The sequence below is a fragment of the Cutibacterium acnes genome, from assembly GCF_003030305.1.
Taxonomy (GTDB): Bacteria; Actinomycetota; Actinomycetes; order Propionibacteriales; family Propionibacteriaceae; genus Cutibacterium; species Cutibacterium acnes.
This window is the reverse complement of sequence record NZ_CP023676.1, coordinates 1,843,837-1,868,346: the sequence shown is the minus strand read 5'-3', so window position 1 is coordinate 1,868,346 and position 24,510 is coordinate 1,843,837. Positions and strand designations below refer to the sequence as shown.

Here is a 24,510-nt window from a genome sequence, read left to right as displayed (position 1 = left end):
AACAGGATTCCCGCATGGTCAGATCAGGCTCGACATCGACCTCGGCGAGGTTCGTCATCGAGTCCTCCAAGGCCGACGAATCCCGAGAACCGCGCGTGCCATGGCCGTGGCCAGTCGTCGTCGTGGTGGCCGCGGCGGCAGCGATCCTGGTGCAATGGCTCGCTTTCGCCGGAATTATCGTTCCGGAATGGCTGGCCAGTAACGGACGCTCATTTCCTAGCATCCTGGCAGCAGCGTCGAGTTTGTGGCTGAGCGGGCATGGGGTGCCCGTTGACATCATCGGGGTGCACATTGGCCTCATTCCGCTCGGTCTAACCTGCGTTAGCCTGCTACTCGGCGAAGAAGCCTGCCGATACGGTGCTCGCGTTCTATGGCACCGACACGATAAAAGACCAGCACGTCGACACGTCGGTGAGGCGGTAGCCCTCCACACTACAATTGAGCTGCTAGCGGCCGTCGTGATGGCGGCTGGCGCAACGACGCCCCATTGGCTGGCAGCCATGGTCGGGGCATTGCTCATCGGGCTGTGTTCAGGGATCGTCGGGGCATGTCGTGGCGCCCACATCAATCCCCTGAGTCGATTACCACACTGGGCCCGAGGATTACCGAAAGCCGTCAGGGCAACCGTTGCCGTCTGTCTGGCTGGCGGGGCAGCGGCGCTTGCCGTGGCGCTGTTAGTTCATGCAGACCGGGTCATTCATCTGCATCAGCAGATCGGGGCCACCGGGTGGGGTGGGTTCTGCCTCATCCTCCTGCAGTTGGCATGGCTACCGACGATGGCGCTGTGGGGCACCGCATGGACGATGAGTCCAGGCTTCGCCTTCGGTACCGGAACCTTCGTATCCCCGCTGGGAAGCCACCTTGGTATCGTTCCGGCCCTGCCGGTGCTTGGTGCACTACCGCCTAATGGTCCGTTAAACCCGGCAGCTTGTGTATGGCTCGCTGTACCGGTCGTCGCTGCGATCGTCGGTGGAATCCTTGTTATGAGGTCTCTTCCGGAGGCCGAATTCGAGATCGGGTGTGGGCTCGGCGCCCTATCGGGCCTGCTATCAGGGCTTGTGCTCGGTGCCTTGGGGTCGCTCAGCAGCGGAAATCTCGGAGATGGGCGACTGAGTGAGGTCGGCACGATCATGCCGGCTACTGGCGGGTGTGCCGTTGGTGTCTTGACCCTGGTGACGATGCTGTGCGGTTTCGTCATCGGCTTGTCTCGACGTTTGAGGTCCGAAGAGTCGCGTCAGGGGCGCGCGGAGCGCCGTCAGGAGCGCAAGAAGAACCACGCCGTCAAAGCCGAGAAAAAAGCTCGCAACCGCGCCGCTAAGAAGAAGGCAAAAGCTGAGCAGAAGGCGGCAGCTGACAAGCGAGAAGCTGAAGCTAAACAGGACAAGGTTGCCCCCGAGAATGCCACCGCAGAGCCGGTCGACGATGAGGCAATCGGTCACGACATATACGACTCCATTCAACACAACCAGGACGCCCCTGACGATGGCGACACCACGGACCGACCTTGAGCTGGACCGTCTGCGGTAACAAACCAGTGAGATGATGTCGCACCCCATGGCGAACAGGTGCATACTTATCAGCAAGCACACGTGCTCCGGGGTCGGTGAAAGTCCGAACCGGCGGTGATAGTCCGCGACCCGAGCCGTCCTCGTGGCGGTGAGGTTGAATCGGTGAAATTCCGGTACCGACGGTAAAAGTCCGGATGGGAGGTAGCACGGAAAGTGGCTGGCGTCGCCGTCAGCCCTGTGTGTCGTCCTTGCGCACCCCCGGAGCCGCAACAGCTCAGGAGGACCATGGATCAGCGATGGGACGACGCTATGGCGCTCGCCTTGGATATGGCCGCGAAATCACCATGCCCGGATCCGAACCCGCGTGTCGGCTGTGTCATTGTCGCTGAGGACCGGGTGATAGGTCAGGGTTGGCACCGCGGAGCGGGAACTCCACACGCTGAGGTGGAGGCACTGCGCCAGGCTGGCGATGATGTCAGGGGAGCCACCGCCGTCGTCACCTTGGAGCCCTGTCATCACACCGGGCGTACCGGACCGTGCAGCCATGCCCTGGTCGACGCCGGGATTGCCCGGGTTGTCATCGCCCAGTCGGATCCCAACCCGGTGGCATCCGGGGGAGAACAGTGGCTGCGTACCCACGGCGTCGAGGTGGTCACCGGGGTTCTTTCCGAGGAAGCCACAGCCCTCAACGCCGATTGGACCTTCAGCCAGATCCACCGACGCCCCCGGGTGTGCTGGAAGTACGCCGCGAGCCTCGACGGACGCAGCGCTGCCCCCGACGGAACCAGCCAGTGGATCACCGGGGAACAGGCCCGCCACCAGGTGCAGCTCGGCCGGGCTCGGTGCGGGGCGATCATCGTCGGCACCGGAACTGCCTTGGCCGATAACCCGAGGCTGACGGTTCGGCTGCCCGGCGTCACCCACCAACCCCTACGAGTCGTGGTGGGCATGCGAGAACCGCCTGCTGGGTGTCATTTGCGTGACGACTCGGCCTCGACCTTGCACATTCCCAGCCACGACCCTGCTGAGGTGCTGGACCTCCTGTGGTGCCGCGGTGTTCACCGTGTCTGGCTGGAGGGCGGACCACAACTGGCCGGAGCCTTCCTCGCGGCCAACCTGGTCGACGAGGTCATCGCCCACATGGCACCGACGGTGTTGGGAGGCGGTCGAGCAGCAGTCGTCGACCCCACCGTCGCCACTTTGTCCCAGGCACACCACTTCGTCATCGACGACGTGACCCAGTTGGGCCCCGACATCCAGATTCACGCACATCATGAGTGAGGAGACCATGTTCACCGGAATCATCGAGGAAATCGGCGAGGTGCTCGCCATCGAGAAGGGACGGGACTCCGCCCGACTCGCCATCCGCGGGCCGCTGGTCTGCTCGGATGCTCGGCTTGGGTCGTCTATCGCCGTTAACGGCACCTGCCTGACGGTCACCGACCTTGACGAGGCCTCCTTCGGCTGTGACGTCATGGCCGAGACCCTTAACCGGACCGCACTAGGAGGCCTAGCTCCAGGTAGCAGGGTCAATCTGGAGCGCCCGGTGCCAGTAGGGGATCGACTCGGCGGGCACATCGTCCAGGGACATGTCGACGGGCTCGCCAAGCTTGTGTTCCGTACCCCCGGAGACCATTGGGAGGTATTCCGATTCGCCCTCCCCGCCGCTGTGTCGCGCTATGTCGTCGAAAAAGGATCGATTGCGATCAACGGCACATCTTTGACCGTCTGCGCGGTGGCCCCGGAGTGGTTTGAGGTGAGTCTCATTCCGGCTACCCTTACCGGAACCGTCTTGGGGGCGCTGTCGCCCGGTGATGAGGTCAACGTCGAAGTCGACATCATTGCAAAGTACTTGGAAGCCCTGACGAACAAGGAGAGGTCATGCTGAACACTATTGAGGAGGTCCTGGCTGAGCTACGTGCCGGACGACCGGTGCTCGTTACCGACGATGCCGACCGGGAGAACGAGGGGGACGCCATCCTGGCCGCAGAACTCGCTGATCCGCGCTGGGTCGGCTGGATGGTGCGCCACACTTCCGGCTACTTGTGTGCACCCATGACCGAGGAAAGGGCCGATCAGCTCGATCTGCCCCTCATGTGGCCGGCGAGCCAGGACCCATTGCGCACTCGCTACACCGTTGCTGTCGACGCGGCCCACGGGATCACCACAGGGATCGACGCCGTCCAGCGTGCCCGTACCGCCCGGGTCCTGGCCGATCCTTCCTCCACCCCGTCGGACTTGGTGCGTCCCGGTCACGTGCTGCCTCTGCGGGCTCGGGCTGGGGGAGTGTTGGAGAGGCGCGGCCACACTGAGGCTGCCGTCGATCTGGCGCGGCTGGCGGGTCTAGAACCTGTCGGTCTCATCGGTGAACTTGTCGGAGATGACGGCATGTGCCTGCGTGCTGACGCGATTGCTGATCTGGCCCGCACTGAGGGCTTGGCTTTGACTACCATCGACCAGCTCGCCCAATGGCGTCAGGCCCATGATCCGGGCCCGGCCGTCCCGACCCAGCGAGTGACAGCACTGGCCAGCGCTCACTTGCCGACCCGTCACGGTCAGTTCGCGATAACTGGCTACCGGGATAATTGTACCGGGGTCGAGCATGTGCTGCTGGTAGGCGAGAAGGGAATCGACGCTGACGACGGTGGTCCCGCCTGGGTGAGGGTGCACTCGGAATGTCTAACCGGGGACGCCTTGGGGTCGTTGCGCTGTGACTGTGGCGACCAGTTGGCGGCCGCCCAGCAGCACGTCTGCCGCCATGGTGGGGCAATCATCCTGCTGCGTGACCATGAGGGACGTGCTACCGGCTTACTCAACAAAATTGCGGCCTACAAAGCCCAGGATGGCGGTCTGGACACCGTCGACGCTCAGACCCACCTCGGTTTGCCCGTCGATGCCCGCGAGTACGGGGCAGCCGTCGCAATCCTGGCGAATATTGGGATTACGAGCGTCCGGCTACTTACAAACAACCCGGCTAAAGCTGAGGCGCTGCGCGATGGGGGACTTGAGGTGACGATGTCCCCCCTCGAGACCTCGACTCGTCCTGAGGACGAACGTTACCTGCGCACGAAACGCGATCGGATGGGACACGCGCTGACACTCGGCGTCAGCCCGTCCGAGATGTCCACGCAGCCCCTGGCTAGTAGCCACACGACATCCACCACGCCCGCCCTGACCATCAAAGGAGACCGACCATGAGTTCACGCACCACCCTCGGCCTCTCCGCACCCGACCTCAGCGGCCTCGATGGCAGCGGTCTTAAGGTTGCGGTCGTCGCAGCCCAGTGGCACGGCACAGTGATGACTGGGCTACTTGACGGTGCCTTGCGCGGACTGGTCGATTCCGGAGTACACGACCCCGCCGTCATCCGAGTACCAGGATCCTTCGAGCTGCCGGTGGCCTGTGCCTCCTTGGCCGATCACTTTGACGCTCTCGTCGCCCTCGGAGTGATTATCCGGGGAGGAACCCCGCACTTCGACTATGTCTGTGACGCTGCTACCCGCGGTATTACAGACGTCGCGGTGCGTACCAAGACCCCTATCGGTTTCGGCATTCTTACCTGTGACGATGAAGCCCAAGCCCTCGACCGTGCCGGGCTCGAGGGATCCCACGAAGACAAGGGTTATGAGGCTGCCCAAGCAGCTATCGCTACCCTCACCGCGTTGTCCACTGCCCTTGCGTCTGGCCCATCGTAGACCCAGAGGGCTTAAGGTGGGGTTGTGGCCTTTCGCGTCGTCGTCCTCGTCTCAGGTACCGGAACCCTCTTGCAGTCCCTCATCGACAACCTGCCCGAGCAGGTGAGCATCGTCGCCGTCGGTTCTGACCAGCCCGATGCTGTCGCCCTGCAACGAGCCCAGGCAGTCGGCATCCCGACCTTCGCCGAGCCGCTACCGCGCAGCGATGCGCAGACGACTATGCGCGCGGCTTGGGATACTCGTCTGACTGACGCTGTCGCTCGTTTCGATCCTGACTTGGTCGTCTGCGCCGGATTCATGAAGTTGCTCGGACAGACTTTCCTGGACCGGTTCGGTGGACGCACCATTAACTCCCACCCAGCCCTGTTGCCGTCTTTCCCAGGAATCCACGGCCCCCGCGATGCTTTGGAATACGGGGTCAAAATTACCGGGGCTACTGTCTTTATGGTTGACGCCGGAGTTGACACCGGCCGAATCCTCGCCCAACGGGCTGTGCCCGTCCTCACCGACGACACCGTCGAGTCCCTTCACGAACGCATCAAGGTGAAGGAACGCGAAATGCTTGTCACGGTGGTCACAGAACTTGCCGGGGTGCGTCCCGGCATGGAAGAACTCGGCACCGAATCGTCTCGAAAGGATCCCCAGTGAGCGAACGTCAACCCATCCGTCGGGCCCTCGTCTCCGTCTACGACAAGTCTGGTCTTGACCAGTTGGCCAAGGCCCTTATTGACGCGCAGGTCGAGGTGGTCTCGACGGGGTCAACCGCTAAAGAGCTGGCCTCTCATGGGGTGACGGTGACTGAGGTTAGTGAGATTACGGGGTTCCCGGAGTGCCTCGACGGACGTGTCAAGACCCTGCACCCGAAGGTGCACGCCGGGATCCTCGCCGACCGCCGCTTGACGTCCCATCGTGAGCAGCTGACTGCTTTAGAAGTGAAGCCCTTTGACCTCGTCGTGTGCAATCTGTACCCCTTCGCCGAGACCGTAGCGCAAGGGGGAGATTTCGATGAGTGCATTGAGAAGATCGACATCGGTGGCCCGTCGATGGTGCGTGCCGCTGCTAAGAATCACGCCAATGTGGCGGTCCTGACCAACCCGGACCAGTACGAAGACCTTGCCCGGGCCCTGTCCGAAGGCGGGTACACCATGGAGGAGCGTCGCGTGCTGGCGGCCCGTGCCTTCGCCCACACCGCTGCCTATGACGTCGCGGTGGCCACCTGGTTCGGCAGTCGTGATGGGGTGGCCGTTGACGGCGTTCCCACCTTCGTCGGTACGACCGGGGAGCTGTCCCACCCGTTGCGCTATGGCGAGAACTCCCACCAGGCCGCAGCCGTATACCGTAGCTCCGGCGAGCCCGGCCTGGCCGGAGCCCGCCAACTCCATGGCAAGGCCATGAGCTACAACAACTATGTCGACACCAACTCGGCGCGGCGGGCGGCCTTCGACTTCGAGGCCCCCTGCGTGGCCGTCATCAAGCACTCGAATCCGTGCGGCATCGCTACCGGCTCCGACATTGCCGAAGCCCATCGCAAGGCTCACGCCTGTGACTCTCTGAGCGCTTTCGGTGGCGTTATCGCCACCAATCGCCCGGTCAGCGTGGAGATGGCCGAGCAGGTTGCCGAGATCTTCACCGAGGTCGTCGTCGCTCCCGGCTATGAGGATGGTGCGGTCGAGATCCTGTCTCGCAAGAAGAACATCCGGCTGTTGGAGTGCCCTGCCCCGCACCTGGCCGGTTGGGAGCTGCGTCAGATCGACGGTGGCCTGCTGGCCATGGAGACCGACCTCTTCCAGGCCGACGGCGACGATCCGGCCAACTGGACTCTGGCGGCAGGTGACCCGGTTGATGATGTCACCTTGGCCGACCTGTCCTTCGCCTGGCGGGCATGCCGTTCGGTGAGGTCCAACGCCATTTTGCTGGCCCACGACGGCGCCTCAGTGGGTGTCGGTATGGGGCAAGTGAACCGGGTCGACTCCTGCAGGCTCGCCGTGGAGCGGGCCGGAGATCGTGCCGCCGGATCGGTCGCCGCTTCCGACGCTTTTTTCCCATTTGCCGACGGTCCCCAGGTGCTCATTGACGCCCATATCGCTGCGATCGTCGAGCCGGGTGGTTCCATTCGTGACGACCAGACGATCGAGGTCTGCCGTACGGCCGGCGTCCCACTCTACTTTACCGGGACTCGCCACTTCTTCCACTGATTCCGCGCTCCTCATAGAGGTTTCTTGGAACACGTCAGGGGGTCCGATGGTTCGGACCCCCTGACGGTTCTGAGGGGTCAGTCAAGCTCGGCGATGTAGTCCCATAGGGCGACGACATGCTTGCCGTCAGGCGCCCATCGAACCATGCCTTCGCCCGCGGAGGCGACGGTGTGGATCGTGAAGGTCACCTTCTGACCTTTGCTGATCTTGGCCGGGACCGGGGATCCTTTGACTGGCTGAGCCCAGTGGTATTTTCCGGCCTCGTCTTGCACGTTGAACTGTGTGATCGACAGCGGAATCGTGCCGGTGGCGTCACTGACGGTGACGGTCCAGGTGAGATCGGCAGCCTCGGCACCCACCTTCGTCCCCGCAGGGGCGGTCGGGCCGTGGACATTCATCGTCACGCTATTGCCCCGGTCGAGATCGACCCGCACTTCAACACCTTGGTACGACAGGGCGGGACGCTGGACACTTCCGGTGGCTTTGCGCCCAGTGGTCGGGCTGGGGATCCACGATGGCAGTGGTTGGGACGCCAGCTGCTGGGCCGGGGGACGGGAGTCGGACGGTGCCGGGGTCGTGTGGTCGGAGAAGGAACAGCCTGCGAGCAGGCCTGTTGCAGTACACAATCCGAGCACGGCAACCTGGCAACTGACCCTACGGATGCTGGTGCGGCGCCCTCGTCGGGGCGTGGTGCGACGACTCATGTTCTTCCCGTTCAGTGGTGGCGGTGCCAGGTCCGTGTGTCCAGGGCTGCACCGATGACTGCCAGGCCGGTTTCCATCGAGGCATGGCTGTCGGATACCGGGTCAACTGTGCCCTCGGCCCCGGTGCGGGGCAGACTGGGCTTGCCTGACCGTGAGGGGTGAGTGGCCGGGCCGCGGGAAGGTGCGAGGGATGGGTGGCTACTCGGGGCACCCGCGGTGGTGCTGGCACTCGGGTGGGGTTCGTCGCCGGTGGACACGTTGGTGAAGACGTCCTTCCCGAAGGTTCCCAATCCGGCCTGGGCAGCGAAGCCGAGGTGTCCGGCTCCGTCGAGGCCACCGGAAACGGTGCCAGCCTCAAGCTGACGAGTGTCCTTACCCTTGGAGACGGAGAAAATGTCCTCCATCGTCCGCAGCCAGGAGAAGTGGTTGTAGTGGGTGGAGCTGACGGTTCCGGGCTTGATGTAGGGGGAGATGAGGATCGATCCGGTGATGCCGCCTCCCGGGGTGGCGTCGTGTGCGTCGAAGGTCGACGCCGGAGTTTCCCCCTCAGCCAGGTGGCCTGGGACGCCAGTGGCCGAAAGTTTGACGGACGACACAACACCGGTTGTGGTCAAGGGGTTGTCATTCTTATCGACCAAGGTGAACATGCCCTTTGTGACGGGGTCCGAGGCCGACGCGACCATGTTCGGTCCAAGGTTGGTCACGTTCCCGACGTGGGCCCCCTCGGGAATACCGTTGCCGGTGACCCGGCGTCCGATGTCGGCGAACGTGACGTCAGCTTGGACCGTCGAGCTGCCGGCGGTGGCGGAGGCTTTGAGGGTTGACGCCTGCGAATACCCCCAGCTCGCCCCGGTGTTCTTCGCACCATGGACACAGTTGGACTTGTCGGCGTTGACGAGCTTGGTGTCCTGCTCACACGACGGGGGCCGGGTGATAAAGCCGTTTCCTCCCGGTCCGGGGAAGAGCTGGTTGCCGTGCTTATCGGTGGCCAGGGTGGAGTTCGGGCCGGTGGGCTCCCAGTCGACGTTCCTGCCGTTGATGTTCTGCCCGGCGAGGTCGGCCTTGAGGTAGTTCCTGGCCGTCGTTGTGGCGCCGGGGAAGGTGCCGGGCGCGTACTTCTGGTAGCCGGGGGCGAGGTCCTTCACCGTCTGGGGGGAATAGTTGTACAGCTCGTGTCGGCGAGCAGCCTTGGCGACGTCAGTGTTGTCGGTCGCGTTGTTGAACGACAGGTTCGCGAAGGGCGGGTTGGCCTCGTCGAAGGTGACGTCGATGAGACCGCCGTCCTTGAAGGCGGCCGATTTCTCGATGAGGGGGATGTAGTAGCGCAGCCACAGGTCGGCGGCGTAGAGGCCACCGGTGTGGTTCTTCGGTGGGGTTGTCAGGGGCTTGGAGTAGTCCGGGCTACCGTGGGCGTCGAAGAGACCGGACAGGTTGTTGCCCTTGCATGTAGCGTCGTGGGCGTCTGAGCAGTTGTTCGGGGTGATCCAGTTGAAGGCTGGCACCTGGTCGGCGGGTCGAGACAGATCGCTCACCAGACCGCGGGAGTGATCGTCAAGATTGACGATGTTCTTGGTGTCGGAGGGGGTACCGCCGTCAATCGGATGGGTCAGTGCGTCCTTGCCGGTGCCGTCATTGCCGATGATGGAGTGGAACCACACGAAAGGGAAGTGCTTGGCGACGTATTGGTCGTCAGCCTGGGCGCCGGTGTACGAGGTGATCCCTCTGGCCTCGTCCTGCGCGTTCGTCTTCATGACCTTGGGGTTCTTGTCGGGGGTGTTGGCGAGGGTGCCTGGCGACCCGGCCAGGCCATCCTCACGGCCCGGGTGGTTGCGCAGGTCCTGGGCGTATCCCTTCCACGTCACCCCTGCGGCATCGAACTGGTTGAACAGGGTGGGAATATCCTTGGGGTAGGTGCAGCCATTCTTTCCGGCTGGAGCATTCGGCCCGGCGAGAGACATTGCCTGACCGTAATTGTCATTGCGTCCGAATTCCTTGCCGGTGTGGGTACGGATAATTGAGGAATTAGACCCGAAGTTCGAATTGACGTCCCCGCAATCCTCTTGCAGGTCCATCTGCGGCGCCTGGCCCGAAACGAGGGTGATGTAGTTGTCCTGGGAATAGTGACCGGTGCCGTAGTAGTGGTTAAGGAGAGCCCCCTGGCGGGGGAGTTCCTTCCACAGATAGGAGTTCTGGTTGAGCCCGGTGAAGTTCTCGTCGTAGGACTTGTTCTCCAGGATGATAAGCCACACGTGCTTGATCTTGCCGGTGGCAGGATTCGTCGTCGTGATGGTGGTGTGAGCGGGGGCGTTCCCGGCCTTCACAGGAACTCCCTCGGCGGGCAGGGCAAGCCCTGGGGCGGGGGTTGACAACCCAAATGCAAGGAGGCCGGCGGCGACGGCGGCTCCGACAGCCTTCGTGAATCGTCTGTGGATGTGCATGACGACAGGTCTATACCCGGCAAAGAGAGATTTGTGGGGTTTTGGTGAAATGGTGTTAACCGGGACTGATGTCGAGGCGCCGGTCGAGGTGTCCACCGTACTGGTGAGGTGGCGACGTGTTGCATGCATGACACCGGTCTACCGATGGCAGTCGGAGGCTGGGAGAGTAGCTGGTTAACAGCGCGAAAATTGCTGGTGAATGTGTGGTGATGGTGTGACAGTGACGACGATGACGGCGCTCGGTCGGCAAGCGCTTGCGGTGACCGCCAGATGGCTTCGCGACGGACTCTGTAGCGGCAAGAGGGGCCGCTCAAACAGCCTGGTAGTGCCCTGGTTTTCCTGCCAGACGATGATCACTCCATGGCAATTAGAAGGATACCGGGTGCACAGGCTGCCGGTCGGCCACAACTTCCAGCTCGACGCGGACGCTCTTGCTAATGCCCTTGCCGCCTGCCGACGCCAAGGTGAACACCCAGCGGTGTTGACCTGCGAGACCTTCGGAATTCAGCCGAGTTCGAAGCTCATCGAGGTGCTCAAGCAGGCCCGTCGTGACGGTGTGCCAGTTATCGTCGATCGTACTCATTCTTTTCTCGCGCCGTCCCGGACCCCTGCTGACATTGAGGTGGTCAGTACTCGCAAGCTTCTTCCCCTGACCGAGGTCGCATGGGTGCAAGCAGACGAAGACCTTTCGGAACTCGTTGGAACGCGAGACAACAAAGACGTGTTTCTGACGAGCGCCCGGCGTCGGTTTTTGAAGGATCGAGGCCTCGACACCTTCGAAGAGGCTGAAAACCTGGCTGACGACTGCTGGGTTCCAGTTCCTCCTGACGATGACGCCCGAGCTGAATTTGAAGGGTTTAACCTTGCTGAGTTCTCTCGCCGGGTGGACCAGACCCGCGCTGCCCTCCTGAGCGGCTTGGAGGTGGCCCAGATCGTCAATCCGAGTGCCCGCTGCGCGATGGTGCTTTCACACCCGGCCGCCGATGAGTTGGCAGATCGGCTGCGTAACGTCGGCGTGGTTGGGCCATTGCACTGGGATCGGCCGCAGCATTTAGACGTCGACTGGCCCGACGACCTCGTCAGTCTGCCTCCGGTGATGAACGAGACCACGATTGATCGGGTTATTGACGTGGCCACGATGGTGGTCGAGGGAGCGCGGTTCTCGTGGAAAGATAGGGACCTGTTGAGGCCGTGACACAAGGAGGATCCATGACCGCCCAGAAACTCGACGGCAAGGCCACTGCCGCCGCGATCAAGTCCGAACTGGCCGAACGCGTAGCAGCTCTGCGCGATCAAGGTGTCGTACCGGGACTGGGCACCGTGCTCGTCGGGGAGGACCCGGCTTCGCACCAGTACGTCGCTGGCAAACATCGCGACTGCGCGCAAGTAGGCATTGAATCGATTCGTGTTGATTTGCCTGCCGACGTCACCGAGGAGGAACTTGCTCAAAAGATCCGCGGGCTCAATGCCAACCCGCATTGCACCGGTTACATTGTTCAGCTACCGCTGCCACGTCATATCGACACGAACTGGGCGCTTAACCTCATCGACCCTAACAAGGACGCCGACGGCTTGACCCCGGCATCACTGGGGCGTCTTGTCCTCAACGAGCCGGCCCCGCTACCGTGCACCCCGCGCGGCATCGTCGAGTTGCTGACCCGTCATGGCATCGAGCTGCCGGGTGCCAACGTCTGCGTGGTCGGACGCGGTACGACGGTGGGACGTCCGCTCGGGCTGCTGCTGACCCGTCGTTCCGAGAACTGCACCGTCACCCTGTGTCACACCGGGACCCGTAACCTTGCCGAACACACCCGGCAGGCCGACATCATTATCGGCGCTGCTGGGTCGCCGGGACTCATTAATGCCGACATGATCCGTGAAGGGGCAGTCCTCGTGGATGTCGGTGTGTCACGGACCCCCGAGGGGAAGATCCAGGGCGATTTTACTGCCGACGTGTGGGAGAAGGCCGCGTGGGTCTCTCCGAACCCCGGTGGCGTTGGACCGATGACCCGCGCCATGTTGCTATCTAACGTGGTAGACCGGGCTGAACGGCTCACCGCGGATCCTTCATGAGGCAGCCGCGCCACGCTGCTGAGGCGCCCGTCAGTACCGCGACTCGACATGCTCGACGGAGCGAGCGTTGCGCTGAATCTAAGGAGCATCTTCAATCTTGGTGGGCGCTCACGGTCTGTTTGCTCGGGGTTGCTGCCTCAGCAATTGTCATGGGCACGGGACATTGGCGTCGCGGCGCGATGGTCTTTGCGGCATCGGTGCTTATGGCGGGGATTTTGCGGGTAGTGCTGCCCGAACAAAGTGCCGGGTTATTAGCTGTCCGGACACGGTGGATTGATTCGGTTCTCCTGTTAGGGCTAGGGGCGGTGATGGTCGTCGTCATCCTCACGAGGTGACGTACTCACCTGTGCGATGCCTCACTAGTGGCGTGGGTGGGACATCGCGCAGGGTCTTGCCCAGGACGCAGAACTTAATGTGCGTCCAGGACGCAGAACTTAATGTGCGTCCAGGACGCAACGCCGCCGACGAGCGAAGCTGCGGGCCGAGGTCAGCCCCTCACCGGTTGGCCCCGCGATAGTGAAAGTGGCGAACCCTTCCCCGTTGATCCCAATGCCGGCGAAAGATGGCCCATTCTTGACGAAGATCGTCGTCTGGATGCGTCGGGCCATGAGGTCCAACCGCGAAACATCCTTGGAGTGCATGATTGCAGTGTGACGGTTGCCGTGTTCCAGCTCGACAGCCAAGTCGATGGCGGTCAGGTAATCGGTGACGGGGACCACCGGCACCACTGGCATGAGCATCTCGACTTGCACGAACGGGTCCGACGGATCAGTAACCATTGTCACCAAGCGGGTGTCCTGATGAGGCTCAATCCCCGCAGTTCGCAGGATCTTCTGGGCGTCCTGACCAACCCATGCGGTATTCGGTCGAGTACCAGAAGTGTCGAGCAGTAAAGAACGCAGCTTGGCGAGCTCTTCAGGATCACTGACAACCTGCGCGCCATTGGCCGTCATGGCTGTCATGAGCTGGGGCAGCACTTCGGCGACGACGATGACTTCCTTCTCGGCGGTGCACGGCAGGTTGTTATCGAAGCTGGCTCCCTGGACGATGTCGCTGGCGGCCTTGGCCACATCAGCGGTTTCGTCGACGACGGCAGGCGGGTTGCCCGATCCGGCGCCAATCGCTTTCTTGCCGCTCGACAGCACCATGTTGACGATTTGCGGCCCGCCGGTCGCTACAAGCATCGTGATGTCGGGGTGGTTGATGAGAGCTTTGGTGGTGTCTGGAGTCGGCTCAGTGATGACAGTGATGAGGTTGTCGGGAGCCCCTGCCTCGACCATCGCGCGATTGAGAACGTCAACGAGCCATGCGCTGAGATGACGGGCTCGCGGATGGGGGCTGAAGACGACGGTATTACCGGCAGCCAACATTCCGACGGTGTTGCAGATGATCGTCTCAGTGGGATTCGTCGTCGGCGTAATGGCGCCAATGACTCCGTAGGGGGAGTATTCGAGGGTGGTCAAGCCGTCGTCGCCTTGACGTGCCTCCATGACGAGATCTTCGACACCAGGGGTGCGGGTTGCCGCATAGAGATTCTTGAGAACCTTGTGGTGGGCATTGCCCATCCCGGTCTCCTCGACAGCAGCCGTGGCCATGTATTCCAGACGTTCCTGCTGACTGGCTGCTTCGCGCACGGCATTGATGAAGGTACGGCGCTGCGCCAAGGAACAGTCAGAGAAGGCGAGGAAGGCCTCACGGGCGGCAGCCACTGCGGCGTTGACGTCGGCGAACACTCCGCAGAGTTGAGTGCTGGTGGGAGGGACTGCTGTAGTGGTCATGGCTGCTGGCTCCTTCGGGTGTGGAGTCCTGGGGGAGATCCGCCTCCTTGCGGTGGACATCAGGACATCTGATGCATCGACCATAGAAATGGTGGTAGTCGCTCGTCTAGAGCAACAACTAGAACGGGTCCGAGGTGCAGTTAAGGCATGCCTGTGTGTGCACTAATGTGCATTTCTGCGGATGCCTTAATTGTGGCCTTTGCCACTGCGCGCTAACCCTTTAGATAAGGCTTAAAACCGCTTTATGGCAGTGTAGTAAGCATCATTATCGACAACTCAGGAACCACGATGTACTGCACATTCGTGCACAAGTGTGGTGCATCTCTCTCGACGCTCGGTTACCGGCCGAAACCATCGAAGTTTCACGCCGTGACGCGCAGAACGGGCCCGGAAACTTGACGTTTTCCGGGCCCGTTCGTCGGGTCGATCAGATGAGGCCGAGTTCCTTGACGGCGTCACGTTCGTCGGCCAGCTCCTTGGCAGAGGCGTCGATCTTGGCGCGCGAGAAGTCGTCGATGTCAAGACCCTGAACAATCTCGACCTTGCCGTTGGTGATGGTCACCGGGAAGGAAGAGATGAGGCCCTCGGGCACGCCGTAAGAGCCGTCAGACGGAATCGCCATGGACACCCAGTCTCCCTCAGGAGTGGAGCCCATCCAGTCGCGCATGCACTCGACGGTGGCGTTAGCGGCCGAGGCAGCCGAGGAGGCGCCGCGCGCGTCGATGATGGCAGCGCCACGTTTGGCGACGGTTGGGATGAACTCGTTCTCGATCCAAGCTTCGTTCACCAGGTTGGTTGCCTTCTGGCCGGCGACCTCGGCGTGGAAGACGTCGGGGTACTGGGTGGAGGAGTGGTTGCCCCAGATGGTCATGTGACGGACGTCATTGACAGTCTTTCCGGTCTTGCGGGCAAGCTGCGTCTTGGCGCGGTTGTGATCTAGACGAGTCAAGGCGGCGAAGTGGTTGTTCGGGATGTCGACCGCGTTGGTAGCAGCGATGAGGGCGTTGGTGTTAGCGGGGTTACCGGTGACGAGAACGCGGACGTCGTCGGCGGCGACGTCGTTGAGGGCCTTGCCTTGGGCGGTGAAGATAGCCCCGTTCTTGGTGAGCAGATCGGAACGCTCCATACCCGCCTTGCGGGGCATGGCGCCGACGAGGAAGGCGGCGTTAACTCCGTCAAAGACCTTCTTCGGATCGTCACCGATCTCGATATTCACGAGATTGCCGAAGGCGCAGTCGTCAAGCTCCATGACGACGCCCTCAAGGGCTTTGAGGGCCGGGGTGATCTCGAGAAGGCGAAGCTCGATAGGAGTGTCTCCGAGCAGCGAACCGGAAGCAATGCGGAACAACAAGCTGTAGCAAATCTGGCCAGCAGCTCCGGTGACGGCAATCTTGACTGGGGTCTGGGTCATGGATCTCTCCTTGAAAGTCCTCGATGACACTTGGCTATTTTGAAGCCTACTCGCGGTGACGACGCGAAGTTGGCCGGGGGACTTATTCGTATCAAGAATGACCTCGCCCATGGGGGCCAGGTGGTGGCCCCCATGTGGGATCGGGTGACGGCCCTGGTGGAGGCGTCAGGAGGTACCGCTACTGCAAGATGACGGTGCGCATTCCGTCTAGGAAAGTGCGGTGCTCAGCGAACAGACGGACGGCCTCGTTAAGGGTGGCAGATTCGGTGTCCTGGCCGACGGCGGTGAGTTGAGCCACCGTCTGAGAATGGTTGACCCGTTGCACTCGCTGTTCGATGATGGGGCCCTCGTCGAGGTCGACAGTGACGAAGTGGGCCGTCGCGCCAATGAGCTTGACCCCGCGGGAATGGGCTTGGCGGTACGGGTTGGCACCTTTGAAACCGGGCAGGAAAGAATGATGAATGTTGATGCACCGTCCTGATAGTTGCTCACACAGTTCAGGAGAAAGGATCTGCATATAGCGAGCCAATACGACGAGCTCGACGTCAAGGTCCCCGACGGTGCGCAATACCTCCTGCTCGAAAGACGTCTTGGACTCGCGGTCGACTTTTTGCCACCGGAACGGAACCTTATGGAAAGCAGTCAAGTCGGCGAGGTCAGGATGATTCGCCATGACCTGGACAACGTCGATTGGCAGCCGACCAGCGTCCCGGTTAAACAGCAAGTGAGACAGACAATGGGACGCTTTGGAGGCCAAGATGAGGGTACGGACGGGACGCCCCAACTCGTCGACGTGGACAGTAGCGTTGCACTTTCCGGCGAGCTCGCTGACGGCCGACTCGAGGTCGGCGCGGCTGCTCGCTGACTCGACCTGCAACCGGATGAAGAAGTTTCCGGTGTCGGTGCTAGTGAATTGCTGACACTCTGTGAGGTTTCCGCCCACCTGGGCGCACGCCCCGGTAACGGCATGGACAAGTCCGGGGCGATCCGGGCTAGTCCAGGTGACAACGAGCTCATGGGATTCCGACATGACCGGTACAGTAGTCGGCCTCGTCACACCGGATGCGATATCTCGCGAACTGGATGACGGCAATTCGGTGTTCTACGGTGTTCCTTTTCGGTGTGTCAGAAATGTCCACCACCTCCACTATTCTTAAGACGAAGTGCCGCTAGACGCCCTGACGGGTTGCACAGCGGCGTTCCCCTCGATCACAGGAGTTCGTGCATGCCTACCATCGTCTGGACCAAGATCGACGAGGCCCCCGCCCTCGCATCATATTCCTTACTTCCCATCGTGGAGGGATTCCTCGACGGGTCGGGTATTGACATCACGACTTCGGATATTTCGTTGGCGGGGCGCATCCTGGCCCAGTTTCCGGATCGTCTGAACGAAGATCAGAAAGTTGCCGACCACCTAGCTGAGCTGGGTGAGCTCACCGGTTCCCCGGATGCCAACATCATCAAGCTGCCCAATATCTCGGCATCGGTCCCGCAGCTTAAGGCTGCTATTGCCGAGCTGCAGTCCCAGGGCTACGAGCTTCCGGACTTCCCAGACAAGCCTTCCACCGATGAGGAGAGGGAAATCGCTGCTCGCTATGCCACCGTGCTCGGTTCGGCGGTAAACCCCGTATTGCGTCAGGGGAACTCCGATCGTCGCGCTCCCACCGCAGTCAAGGCATACGCCAAGGCTCACCCGCACCGGATGGGTCAGTGGACTGACCAGGTCAAGGCCCGAGTCGCGCATATGGATCACGGAGACTTCTTCGACCACGAGGAGTCCTTCGTCTCCCGGGGGCAGGATCTCGACGTTGTGCTCATCGGGACCGATGGTTCCGAGACGACCTTGGCCAGCGGCATCAAGACTCTCGACGGTGAGATCGTTGATGCCACCTTTATGTCCGTTGATGCCCTTGACGAGTTCTACGCTTCTTCCCTAGCTCAGGCCAACGAAGAGGATCTACTGTGGTCGGTTCACCTCAAAGCGACGATGATGAAAGTCTCCGATCCGGTCCTCTTTGGCCATGCAGTGCGCACTTTCCTAGTCGACGTCTTCGATAAATACGGTGACGACCTCAACTCGGTAGGCGTCAATCCCGATCTTGGACTGGGCGATCTTTATACCCGTCTCGAAAAACTTCCCGCAGAACGCGCGACTGCAATTAAGGCGGCCATCGATTCTGCCTTCGCTGCTCGCCCGGCCCTGGCCATGGTCGACTCCGACAATGGCATTACCAATCTGCATGCCGGAAATCTCGTCATTATCGACGCTTCCATGCCAACTGTCGTCCGCGATTCCGGATGTATGTGGAACGCCGAAGGTAAGCGTCAGGAGACGCTAGCCTGCATCCCCGATCGCAGCTACGCCACCATGTACGCCGCGATTATGGACGACTGCCGCGAGCATGGCGCCCTCGACCCGGCCACCATGGGTGATGTCCCGAACGTCGGTCTGATGGCTCAGAAGGCGGAGGAATACGGCTCCCACCCCACCACGTTCATCGTCCCCCATGACGGCCGCGTTGAGGTGCGCTGTGGTGACGAGGTGTTGACGAACCAGCAGGTCGAAGCCGGTGACGTGTGGCGCATGAGCCGGGTGCGTGACATCCCGGTGCGCGATTGGGTGCGCTTGGCCATTGAGCGGGCACGCATCACCAATACCCCGGCGGTATTTTGGCTCGATAAGAACCGTGCTCATGACGCCCGCGTCATTGAGAAGGTCAAGGCCTATCTGCCGGAGCACGAGGGGTTGGATATTCGCATCCTGGCCCCTGCCGACGCTATGAAGTTCACCCTGGCGCGGATCCGCCGCGGGGAGGACACTATTTCGGTAACCGGCAACGTGCTGCGCGACTACCTCACTGATGTCTTCCCGATTCTGGAAATTGGCACTAGTGCCAAGATGCTCTCGGTCGTCCCACTGCTGGCCGGTGGCGGCTTGTTCGAAACTGGTGCCGGAGGCTCGGCGCCCAAGCATGTCGCCCAGTTCGTCGCTGAGGACTACCTGCGGTGGGATTCCCTGGGCGAGTTCTGCGCTCTAGGTGCTTGCCTTGAGCACATCGACCAGACCAGCGAGGGCACCAAAGCGGGAATACTTGCGGCGACCCTTGACAAGGCTATCGGTGCTTTCCTCGAGAACGACCGCTCCCCGGCCCGCAAACTCGGACAGAGCGACAACCGGGGGTCTCATTACTGGCTTGCCCGCTATTGGGCTTCCGAGCTGGCTGCTCAGCATGATGATGCTGAACTTGCCGACCGATTCTCCGATGTCGCGACCGAGCTGGCTGCTCGTGAGGACCAGATCCTGAAGGAGCTCAACGGGGTCCAGGGCAGCCCGGTCGATATGGGCGGGTACTACCACCCTGACGAGGAGCTCGTCGCGGAGGCCATGCGTCCCAGCACCACTTTTAACGCGATCATTGAATCCCTGTGAGTGCAGCCCCGATTTCGGCCGGTCATGAGGATGTGGACCGACGTCGGTGGTTCATCACCATCGGCATCGGTCTTGCCGTGTGGGTGGCTCAACGCCTGGCCCTCATAGCGGCGATGGCTTCGGACGGACCGGTCGTTCCGAGGCTGACTCGATGGGACGGAAGGTGGTATTCCGTCATTGCGGCTGGGGGTTATCACTGGCCCAACCCCATGTTTGGCCATACCGATCCCTGGATATCCGATCTGGCGTTTTTGCCAGGGCTCCCAGCTCTTGGCAGGGTGATCATCCTTGTCACCGGTATGTCGCCGTATTTAGCGATCCTCATTGCCGCGCAGATGGGTTTCCTCACAGCCGCTGCGGTCATCACAGCGGTCGGACACCGAGTGGCAGGACCGACCGCAGCGGTGCTGTTGGTGGCGTGCTGGGGCGCTGCGCCTCGTGCTGTCGTTGAATCGATGGGATACACCGAGGGCTGGTTCATCGCCCTTGTTGGGCTCGGGCTGCTTGCCATCCTGTCGGGACGGTGGATCCTCGCGGGCGTATTCGTTGGCGTCGCCGGTCTGTTCCGGGCATCCGTCGCCCCGGTGTGCATCGTCCTCGGTATCGCGTGGTTGACGAGCCTGTGTACGAAGGCTGAAGCGGGGCAGCGGTGGCGTCGTTTCGTCGGGATGGCGTTGAGCCCGCTGGGATTGCTGACCTGGTTTGTTATCGTCGCTCATCGCACTGGTAGATGGAATGGTTACCTGCTTGTTCAGAAGGCGTGGGGGAGCGAGATGGGGACCCTGCTTGACACGTGGGAAGACCTTCATTCGCGGATGGATCACGTTCCGTTCGACTGGCGGTATACCGGCTTGGTCGCCCTGACCTGGTGCATGTATCTCGCCCTTGGCATCGTCATGGCAGTTCGACGCGAACAGGTGTGGTTGACGGGATACGTGCTTGTGACCGTGATCTTCGTTGGTCACATGCAGGGGTACTTCAACTCCAAGGCCCGATTTCTGCTGCCCGCTTTTCCGGCATTTCTGCCAGTGGCGAGATTGCTTGACCGGAGTCCGAGATGGTTTCAAGCGGTGTTCGTCCTCGTCATCTCGGCAGTATCGACGTGGTGGAGCCTGGACATCTTAGGACACAACCTCTCACCCTGAGGCGTCCTGCCGTGGAGTTCTGCCGGGCTGAGCTCCTATTCTTGTCTTATGCACAACGATGACCGGGAGGGCGATAGTCACGCCACCTTCGTTATTGCCTCTGTGAAGAGAGGAATGGTGAAGGCCCGTGGCTGAGGTCTTTGAGAACGCCGCCCTTATTCTCTTGTTCATCCTCGTGGGCGGGGTGTTTTCGGCTGCCGAGATGGCGCTGGTGAGCCTCCGCGATTCCCAGATCAAGCAGTTGGCGGCGACCCGCGGATCTCGCGGTCGTTCCATTCAAAAGCTGCAATCAAATCCCAATCGTTTCCTTTCTGCGGTGCAAATCGGCGTCACCTTGTCAGGCTTCCTCGCCTCGGCCTTTGGTGGTGCGACGCTGGCCAGCGAGCTCGCGCCAGTATTCGAGTCCTGGGGAATGTCGGCGTCAGTGGCTGCAACGGTCGCCCTCGTCACTATCACGGTCATTATTTCCTACTTTTCGATCGTGTTAGGTGAGCTTGTAGCTAAGCGTTTGGCGATGCAGCGTGCAGAGGGATTCTCCGTGGCGCTTGGTCCGATGGTAAATGGCATTGCTACCCTGTTCCGGCCCATCATTTGGTTTCTGGGGGTTTCGACAGACCTTGTCGTTAAGATCCTTGGCGGTGATCCAACTGCGGCTCGCGAAGAGGTGACCGACGAGGAGATTCGTTCCATGGTCGTCTCCTCGGCGACGTTGGGGGACGAGGAGCGCACCATCCTTGACGAGGTCTTCGCCGTGGGAGAGAAGTCCCTGCGCGAGGTAATGGTTCCGCGCACCGAGGTCGACTTTCTGCAGGGATCAATGAAGGCTGTCCAGGCGGCTCAGGTGGTTCGCGACGGGTCCCATTCTCGGTATCCGGTTATCGACGGATCGGCGGATCGGGTGCTTGGATTTGTTCACGTTCGAGATCTGCTCGAACTCAACCCTCAGATTCGTACCAGTCGGGTATCCCAACTGGTACGTGCCGTCGTCTCCCTACCCGATACCGTCAAAGCGCTTAAGGCGCTGACCGAGATGCGTCGCACTAATGCTCATTTGGCGATTGTGCTCGACGAATACGGTGGCACGGCTGGCATCGTCACTTTGGAGGATCTCGTCGAGGAGATAGTTGGCGATATTACCGATGAGTATGACACCGTTGAACCGTCTGATCTGGCTCACGTCAGGCAGCGCGATATTGACGGCCTAACCACGCTCGAAGAGTTTTCCGACAAGGTTGGCCTGGTACTGCCCGAGGGGCCTTACGACACTCTCGCGGGGTATTTCATGGCTCAGACCGGTGAGGTGCCCACTAAGGGTGCCCAGGTCGACGTTCACCTCGATCCGGTTGGATACGTGCCCGATGAAAACGACGAGGATGTTGAACCCGATCCCAATATTGAGCTGACGGTTACCGAGGTTGATGGTCTACGTGCAGCGTGGCTGAGGATTCGTCGCTTAGATGCGCCTGGCGCGTCAACGGTGCCAGCGGGGACGTCGACAATCCCGCGCCCTGAGCGGGAGGCGGCAAGCGCGTGAGGAGGCGACCCGCATGGCTCGGCGGTCCCGGAAAAGATGCCGACGGAGCGGTCTTGCTGACTGGCCCGGAGGCCGGCGAGTTGTTGAAAGCAGCTGTCGGGCACGCTGGTGGAGGGCTCGTCGATTGGCACCTCGACCACGTTGACGCGAATCCTGGTCAGTCCACGACGGCGACCTATCAGGCTCGGGTGCAGTGGCCTGCGGGGGAGCGAGAAGAACTCTTCGGCATGAGTGCTCGAGCGAGTGGCCCGGCAGTGACTGATTCACGCGCTGACATTTATGTTGACGGATCCCGGGAGGTCGCCGTCTGGCGTTATCCTGACGACCCTGATCTCCCGGGACTTTCTCGCGCGGCGTACCCCGAACAAATGGCAGCCATCATCTCTGACCTTAACTTGGTTGGCGCCCGGGTGAGCGCCCAGCAGATCAATCTGCACATGATCGGATATCGGCCGCGACGTCGGGCGGTGCTGTGCGCTGAGGTCAACAATCGACGCTTCTATGTCAAGGTGTTGCGTGACGGCATCTTCCAGGCGACGCTGGCGCGCCACGACTTGCTGACCCGCGCGTCAGTGCCGAGCCCGAGGGTGGCCGGCGTCACCGAGGACAACCTGCTTTTTCTTACCGAATTGCCGGGATGCCCACTTAGCAAGGCGCTATTTGAACCAGGAAGTCCGTGCACCGCCGAGAGCCTTGTTAGTTTACTCGACCAGTTACCTCCGCAGGTGTGCGACCTTCCGCGCCGGTCACCGTGGAGTGAATCGGTTGCTCACTACTGCCGTATGGTCGCAGCTGCCCTGCCGGACCAGAGTGAACGGTTAGAAAGGATGGCCCAGATCATTACCGAGGGGCTGTCAGATGTGCCGGCAGGGAACGAACCCACCCATGGAGATTTTCACGAAGGCCAGATCCACGTGTGGAATGGCCACGTGTGCGGAATCCTCGATGTCGACACCGTCGGGCCAGGACGCCGGGCCGATGATCTCGCGTGTCTTGTTGCCCACCTGTCTACGGTGCAGCGTATGAATGTGCCCCAGGCCGATCGCATGCGGCAGATTTTGACAGCGTGGGTTCCGGTCTTTGATTCGCGGGTCGATCCGATTGAGTTGAGACTGCGCTCTGCGGCGGTCGCGATTTCGCTGGCTACCGGGCCTTATCGCAGTCAAGAGGACAATTGGCAGGCCGAAACCTTATCAATCGTTGACGCGGCTGAAGCGCTGGTCAATCAGGTGGCCTGAAGCCCGGTTCGCTCTATGGACCCGCTCGCCCTATGAATTGCTGGCGCCACCCAAGGTCGAGGCGATATGCTCCCGCTTCTTGGGGCCAGTTTGACCGTTAAGGTGTCGATTTCTCCACGAAGGGGTTACAGTTTTATGGCCCGATCGGCGACACATGCCCCACGGGTTTTCCACCGTTGGATCATCGTCTGCTCCAGGAGGCAGTCCGTGAAGAAGTTACACCTCGCTATTCCCGCCGTTTTCGCTGCCGCAGCCTTGTCACTGTCGGCCTGCGCGCAGGCTCCGGACGCGTCCACGGGCTCCTCGGCGGGTTCCTCCACGTCTGCTGCTGGGAAGGATAACTCCAACTCCGGTGAGTTTAAGGCCTGTATGGTCTCCGACTCTGCTGGTTTTAACGACAAATCCTTCAACGAGACCTCTCTTCAGGGTCTCAACAAGGCTGCGAGCGATCTCGGCGTGAAGACCGCCAAGGTCGAGTCGAAGGACGATAAGGACTACGCCACCAACCTGCAGTCCATGGTGGACGCCAAGTGCTCGATCATCGTCTCCGTTGGGTTCCTGCTCGAGAAGCCCACCCTCGCTGCTGCCAAAGCAAACCCGAACGTCAAGTTCGCCATCGTTGACGACAACCCGGCGAATCCTCCTGAGAACCTTAAACCGCTGATCTTCAACACTGCCCAGTCTTCCTTTGAGGCCGGCTACCTGGCTTCCGCACTGACCAAGACCGGCAAGGTTGCCACCTTCGGCGGCATGAAGATCCCGACCGTCACCATCTTCATGGATGGTTTTTCCCAGGGCGTTGACTACTACAACAAGCAGAAGCACAAGTCGGTTCAGGCTATCGGTTGGGATGTCAAGAAGCAGGACGGTCAGTTCGTCCCGCAGCCCAACCCGTTCCAGAACGTCTCTGGTGGTAAGGCTACTGCTCAAGCACTGCTCAACCAGGGTGCCGATATCATTCTGCCGGTGGCGGGCAATGCTGGAAACGGTGCGCTGCAAGCTGTGAAGTCCTCTGGCGGAAAGGCCAATGCCATCTGGGTTGACGGTGATGGCTGCAAGACCCAGCCGGCCTACTGCTCGAATATCATCACCTCGGTGTTCAAGGGCATGGATGTTGCCGTCTTCGATGCGGTTAAGGCTGCCAAGGACGGCAAATTCGATAACAAGCCGTACGTCGGCTCCCTGGAAGACGGTGGCACCGGCCTGTCCCCGTTCCACGAGTTCGACTCCAAGATCCCCGCTGACGTTAAGAACGAGCTGAAGGCGATCAAGGACGACATCAACTCCGGCAAGATCACAATCACCTCAAAGGCCCAGCCTAAGTGAGTCTGAGCGCGAACTCGGTTCGCTCAGCCGCTGTG

At 61.4% G+C, this 24,510-nt stretch carries 23 protein-coding genes and 1 riboswitch; of the genes, 17 read left to right on the top strand and 6 right to left on the bottom strand.

Annotated elements, in window-relative coordinates; translation table 11 throughout:
• Nucleotides 1–14 precede the first annotated feature (14 nt).
• The 7 genes from CPA42_RS09330 to purH all read left to right on the top strand — a co-directional run bounded on the left by CPA42_RS09330 (nucleotide 15) and on the right by purH (nucleotide 7,398).
• On the top strand, nucleotides 15–1,508 hold the full coding sequence (locus tag CPA42_RS09330; protein WP_002516018.1) for a cell division protein PerM: 1,494 nt from the start codon (nucleotides 15–17) through the stop codon (nucleotides 1,506–1,508).
• A gap of 77 nt (nucleotides 1,509–1,585) precedes the next feature.
• A riboswitch (FMN riboswitch) is annotated at nucleotides 1,586–1,720 on the top strand.
• Between the two features lie 73 nt (nucleotides 1,721–1,793).
• On the top strand, nucleotides 1,794–2,789 hold the full coding sequence (gene ribD, locus CPA42_RS09325; RefSeq protein ID WP_002516085.1) for a bifunctional diaminohydroxyphosphoribosylaminopyrimidine deaminase/5-amino-6-(5-phosphoribosylamino)uracil reductase RibD: 996 nt from the start codon (nucleotides 1,794–1,796) through the stop codon (nucleotides 2,787–2,789).
• Entirely contained in the window at nucleotides 2,782–3,396 is a 615-nt protein-coding gene (locus CPA42_RS09320; RefSeq protein ID WP_002519613.1) for a riboflavin synthase, read from the top strand. The genes ribD and CPA42_RS09320 overlap by 8 nt, the downstream gene beginning before the upstream one ends.
• Complete coding sequence (ribB, locus tag CPA42_RS09315) at nucleotides 3,390–4,706, top strand: 3,4-dihydroxy-2-butanone-4-phosphate synthase (RefSeq protein ID WP_002515974.1); 1,317 nt, start codon at nucleotides 3,390–3,392, stop codon at nucleotides 4,704–4,706. Before CPA42_RS09320 ends, ribB begins: the two co-directional genes overlap by 7 nt.
• On the top strand, nucleotides 4,703–5,203 hold the full coding sequence (gene ribH, locus CPA42_RS09310; protein WP_002516069.1) for a 6,7-dimethyl-8-ribityllumazine synthase: 501 nt from the start codon (nucleotides 4,703–4,705) through the stop codon (nucleotides 5,201–5,203). Before ribB ends, ribH begins: the two co-directional genes overlap by 4 nt.
• 24 nt (nucleotides 5,204–5,227) lie before the next feature.
• Nucleotides 5,228–5,851, top strand: a complete 624-nt coding sequence (gene purN / locus CPA42_RS09305) for a phosphoribosylglycinamide formyltransferase (protein WP_002515979.1) — start codon at nucleotides 5,228–5,230, stop codon at nucleotides 5,849–5,851.
• The gene (gene purH / locus CPA42_RS09300) at nucleotides 5,848–7,398 is read left to right on the top strand and encodes a bifunctional phosphoribosylaminoimidazolecarboxamide formyltransferase/IMP cyclohydrolase (protein ID WP_002516039.1); all 1,551 of its coding nucleotides are present in this window, start codon (nucleotides 5,848–5,850) and stop codon (nucleotides 7,396–7,398) included. The genes purN and purH overlap by 4 nt, the downstream gene beginning before the upstream one ends.
• A 77-nt stretch (nucleotides 7,399–7,475) precedes the next feature.
• Here purH and CPA42_RS09295 read toward each other — a convergent pair whose 3' ends face one another.
• Together CPA42_RS09295 and CPA42_RS09290 are read right to left on the bottom strand one after the other, a co-directional pair.
• On the bottom strand, nucleotides 7,476–7,796 hold the full coding sequence (locus CPA42_RS09295; RefSeq protein ID WP_002520628.1) for a hypothetical protein: 321 nt from the start codon (nucleotides 7,794–7,796) through the stop codon (nucleotides 7,476–7,478).
• Between the two features lie 317 nt (nucleotides 7,797–8,113).
• Nucleotides 8,114–10,540 (bottom strand): alkaline phosphatase family protein, encoded by a 2,427-nt coding sequence (locus tag CPA42_RS09290; protein ID WP_024513577.1) that lies wholly within the window; start codon nucleotides 10,538–10,540, stop codon nucleotides 8,114–8,116.
• Between CPA42_RS09290 and CPA42_RS09285 the strand changes: the two genes are divergently transcribed.
• From CPA42_RS09285 to CPA42_RS13430, 4 genes are read left to right on the top strand one after another with little or no spacing between them, the layout of a single operon-like run.
• Nucleotides 10,539–10,718: a hypothetical protein gene (locus CPA42_RS09285; RefSeq protein WP_002517670.1), complete on the top strand. Its 180-nt coding sequence runs from the start codon at nucleotides 10,539–10,541 to the stop codon at nucleotides 10,716–10,718. The genes CPA42_RS09290 and CPA42_RS09285 overlap by 2 nt on opposite strands.
• Nucleotides 10,719–10,769: 51 nt before the next feature.
• Nucleotides 10,770–11,735: a glycoside hydrolase family protein gene (locus CPA42_RS09280; protein WP_002519611.1), complete on the top strand. Its 966-nt coding sequence runs from the start codon at nucleotides 10,770–10,772 to the stop codon at nucleotides 11,733–11,735.
• A 14-nt stretch (nucleotides 11,736–11,749) separates the two neighbouring features.
• A complete protein-coding gene (locus CPA42_RS09275; RefSeq protein ID WP_002517677.1) occupies nucleotides 11,750–12,613 on the top strand; it encodes a bifunctional methylenetetrahydrofolate dehydrogenase/methenyltetrahydrofolate cyclohydrolase in 864 nt (287 codons plus the stop codon).
• The gene (locus tag CPA42_RS13430; protein WP_002550377.1) at nucleotides 12,610–12,948 is read left to right on the top strand and encodes a DUF3017 domain-containing protein; all 339 of its coding nucleotides are present in this window, start codon (nucleotides 12,610–12,612) and stop codon (nucleotides 12,946–12,948) included. Before CPA42_RS09275 ends, CPA42_RS13430 begins: the two co-directional genes overlap by 4 nt.
• A gap of 99 nt (nucleotides 12,949–13,047) precedes the next feature.
• Here CPA42_RS13430 and CPA42_RS09265 read toward each other — a convergent pair whose 3' ends face one another.
• Entirely contained in the window at nucleotides 13,048–14,391 is a 1,344-nt protein-coding gene (locus CPA42_RS09265) for an aldehyde dehydrogenase EutE (RefSeq protein WP_002516030.1), read from the bottom strand.
• Between the two features lie 427 nt (nucleotides 14,392–14,818).
• Entirely contained in the window at nucleotides 14,819–15,802 is a 984-nt protein-coding gene (locus CPA42_RS09260) for a malate dehydrogenase (RefSeq protein ID WP_002516051.1), read from the bottom strand.
• A 30-nt stretch (nucleotides 15,803–15,832) separates the two neighbouring features.
• Between CPA42_RS09260 and CPA42_RS12620 the strand changes: the two genes are divergently transcribed.
• Nucleotides 15,833–15,994, top strand: a complete 162-nt coding sequence (locus CPA42_RS12620) for a hypothetical protein (protein ID WP_154708484.1) — start codon at nucleotides 15,833–15,835, stop codon at nucleotides 15,992–15,994.
• Here the strand turns inward: CPA42_RS12620 and CPA42_RS09255 are convergent.
• The gene (locus CPA42_RS09255; RefSeq protein ID WP_002516034.1) at nucleotides 15,981–16,832 is read right to left on the bottom strand and encodes a formyltetrahydrofolate deformylase; all 852 of its coding nucleotides are present in this window, start codon (nucleotides 16,830–16,832) and stop codon (nucleotides 15,981–15,983) included. The genes CPA42_RS12620 and CPA42_RS09255 overlap by 14 nt on opposite strands.
• A gap of 195 nt (nucleotides 16,833–17,027) precedes the next feature.
• Here CPA42_RS09255 and CPA42_RS09250 point away from each other — a divergent pair, with 195 nt between their 5' ends.
• The 4 genes from CPA42_RS09250 (at nucleotide 17,028) to CPA42_RS09235 (ending at nucleotide 23,149) form a co-directional block, all read left to right on the top strand.
• On the top strand, nucleotides 17,028–19,232 hold the full coding sequence (locus CPA42_RS09250; protein ID WP_002515976.1) for an NADP-dependent isocitrate dehydrogenase: 2,205 nt from the start codon (nucleotides 17,028–17,030) through the stop codon (nucleotides 19,230–19,232).
• Nucleotides 19,229–20,377, top strand: coding sequence for a hypothetical protein (locus tag CPA42_RS09245; protein WP_002519607.1), 1,149 nt, complete (start codon nucleotides 19,229–19,231; stop codon nucleotides 20,375–20,377). The genes CPA42_RS09250 and CPA42_RS09245 overlap by 4 nt, the downstream gene beginning before the upstream one ends.
• A 127-nt stretch (nucleotides 20,378–20,504) precedes the next feature.
• Nucleotides 20,505–21,911: a hemolysin family protein gene (locus tag CPA42_RS09240; protein WP_002515997.1), complete on the top strand. Its 1,407-nt coding sequence runs from the start codon at nucleotides 20,505–20,507 to the stop codon at nucleotides 21,909–21,911.
• Nucleotides 21,908–23,149: an aminoglycoside phosphotransferase family protein gene (locus tag CPA42_RS09235; RefSeq protein WP_002516046.1), complete on the top strand. Its 1,242-nt coding sequence runs from the start codon at nucleotides 21,908–21,910 to the stop codon at nucleotides 23,147–23,149. The genes CPA42_RS09240 and CPA42_RS09235 overlap by 4 nt, the downstream gene beginning before the upstream one ends.
• Before the next feature lie 125 nt (nucleotides 23,150–23,274).
• Here CPA42_RS09235 and CPA42_RS13270 read toward each other — a convergent pair whose 3' ends face one another.
• The gene (locus CPA42_RS13270; protein ID WP_002519606.1) at nucleotides 23,275–23,496 is read right to left on the bottom strand and encodes a hypothetical protein; all 222 of its coding nucleotides are present in this window, start codon (nucleotides 23,494–23,496) and stop codon (nucleotides 23,275–23,277) included.
• On the opposite strand from CPA42_RS13270, the gene CPA42_RS09225 reads away from it, so the two are divergent.
• Complete coding sequence (locus CPA42_RS09225) at nucleotides 23,405–24,475, top strand: BMP family lipoprotein (protein ID WP_156197726.1); 1,071 nt, start codon at nucleotides 23,405–23,407, stop codon at nucleotides 24,473–24,475. The two genes, CPA42_RS13270 and CPA42_RS09225, sit on opposite strands and share 92 nt — an antisense overlap.
• Nucleotides 24,476–24,510 lie beyond the last annotated feature (35 nt).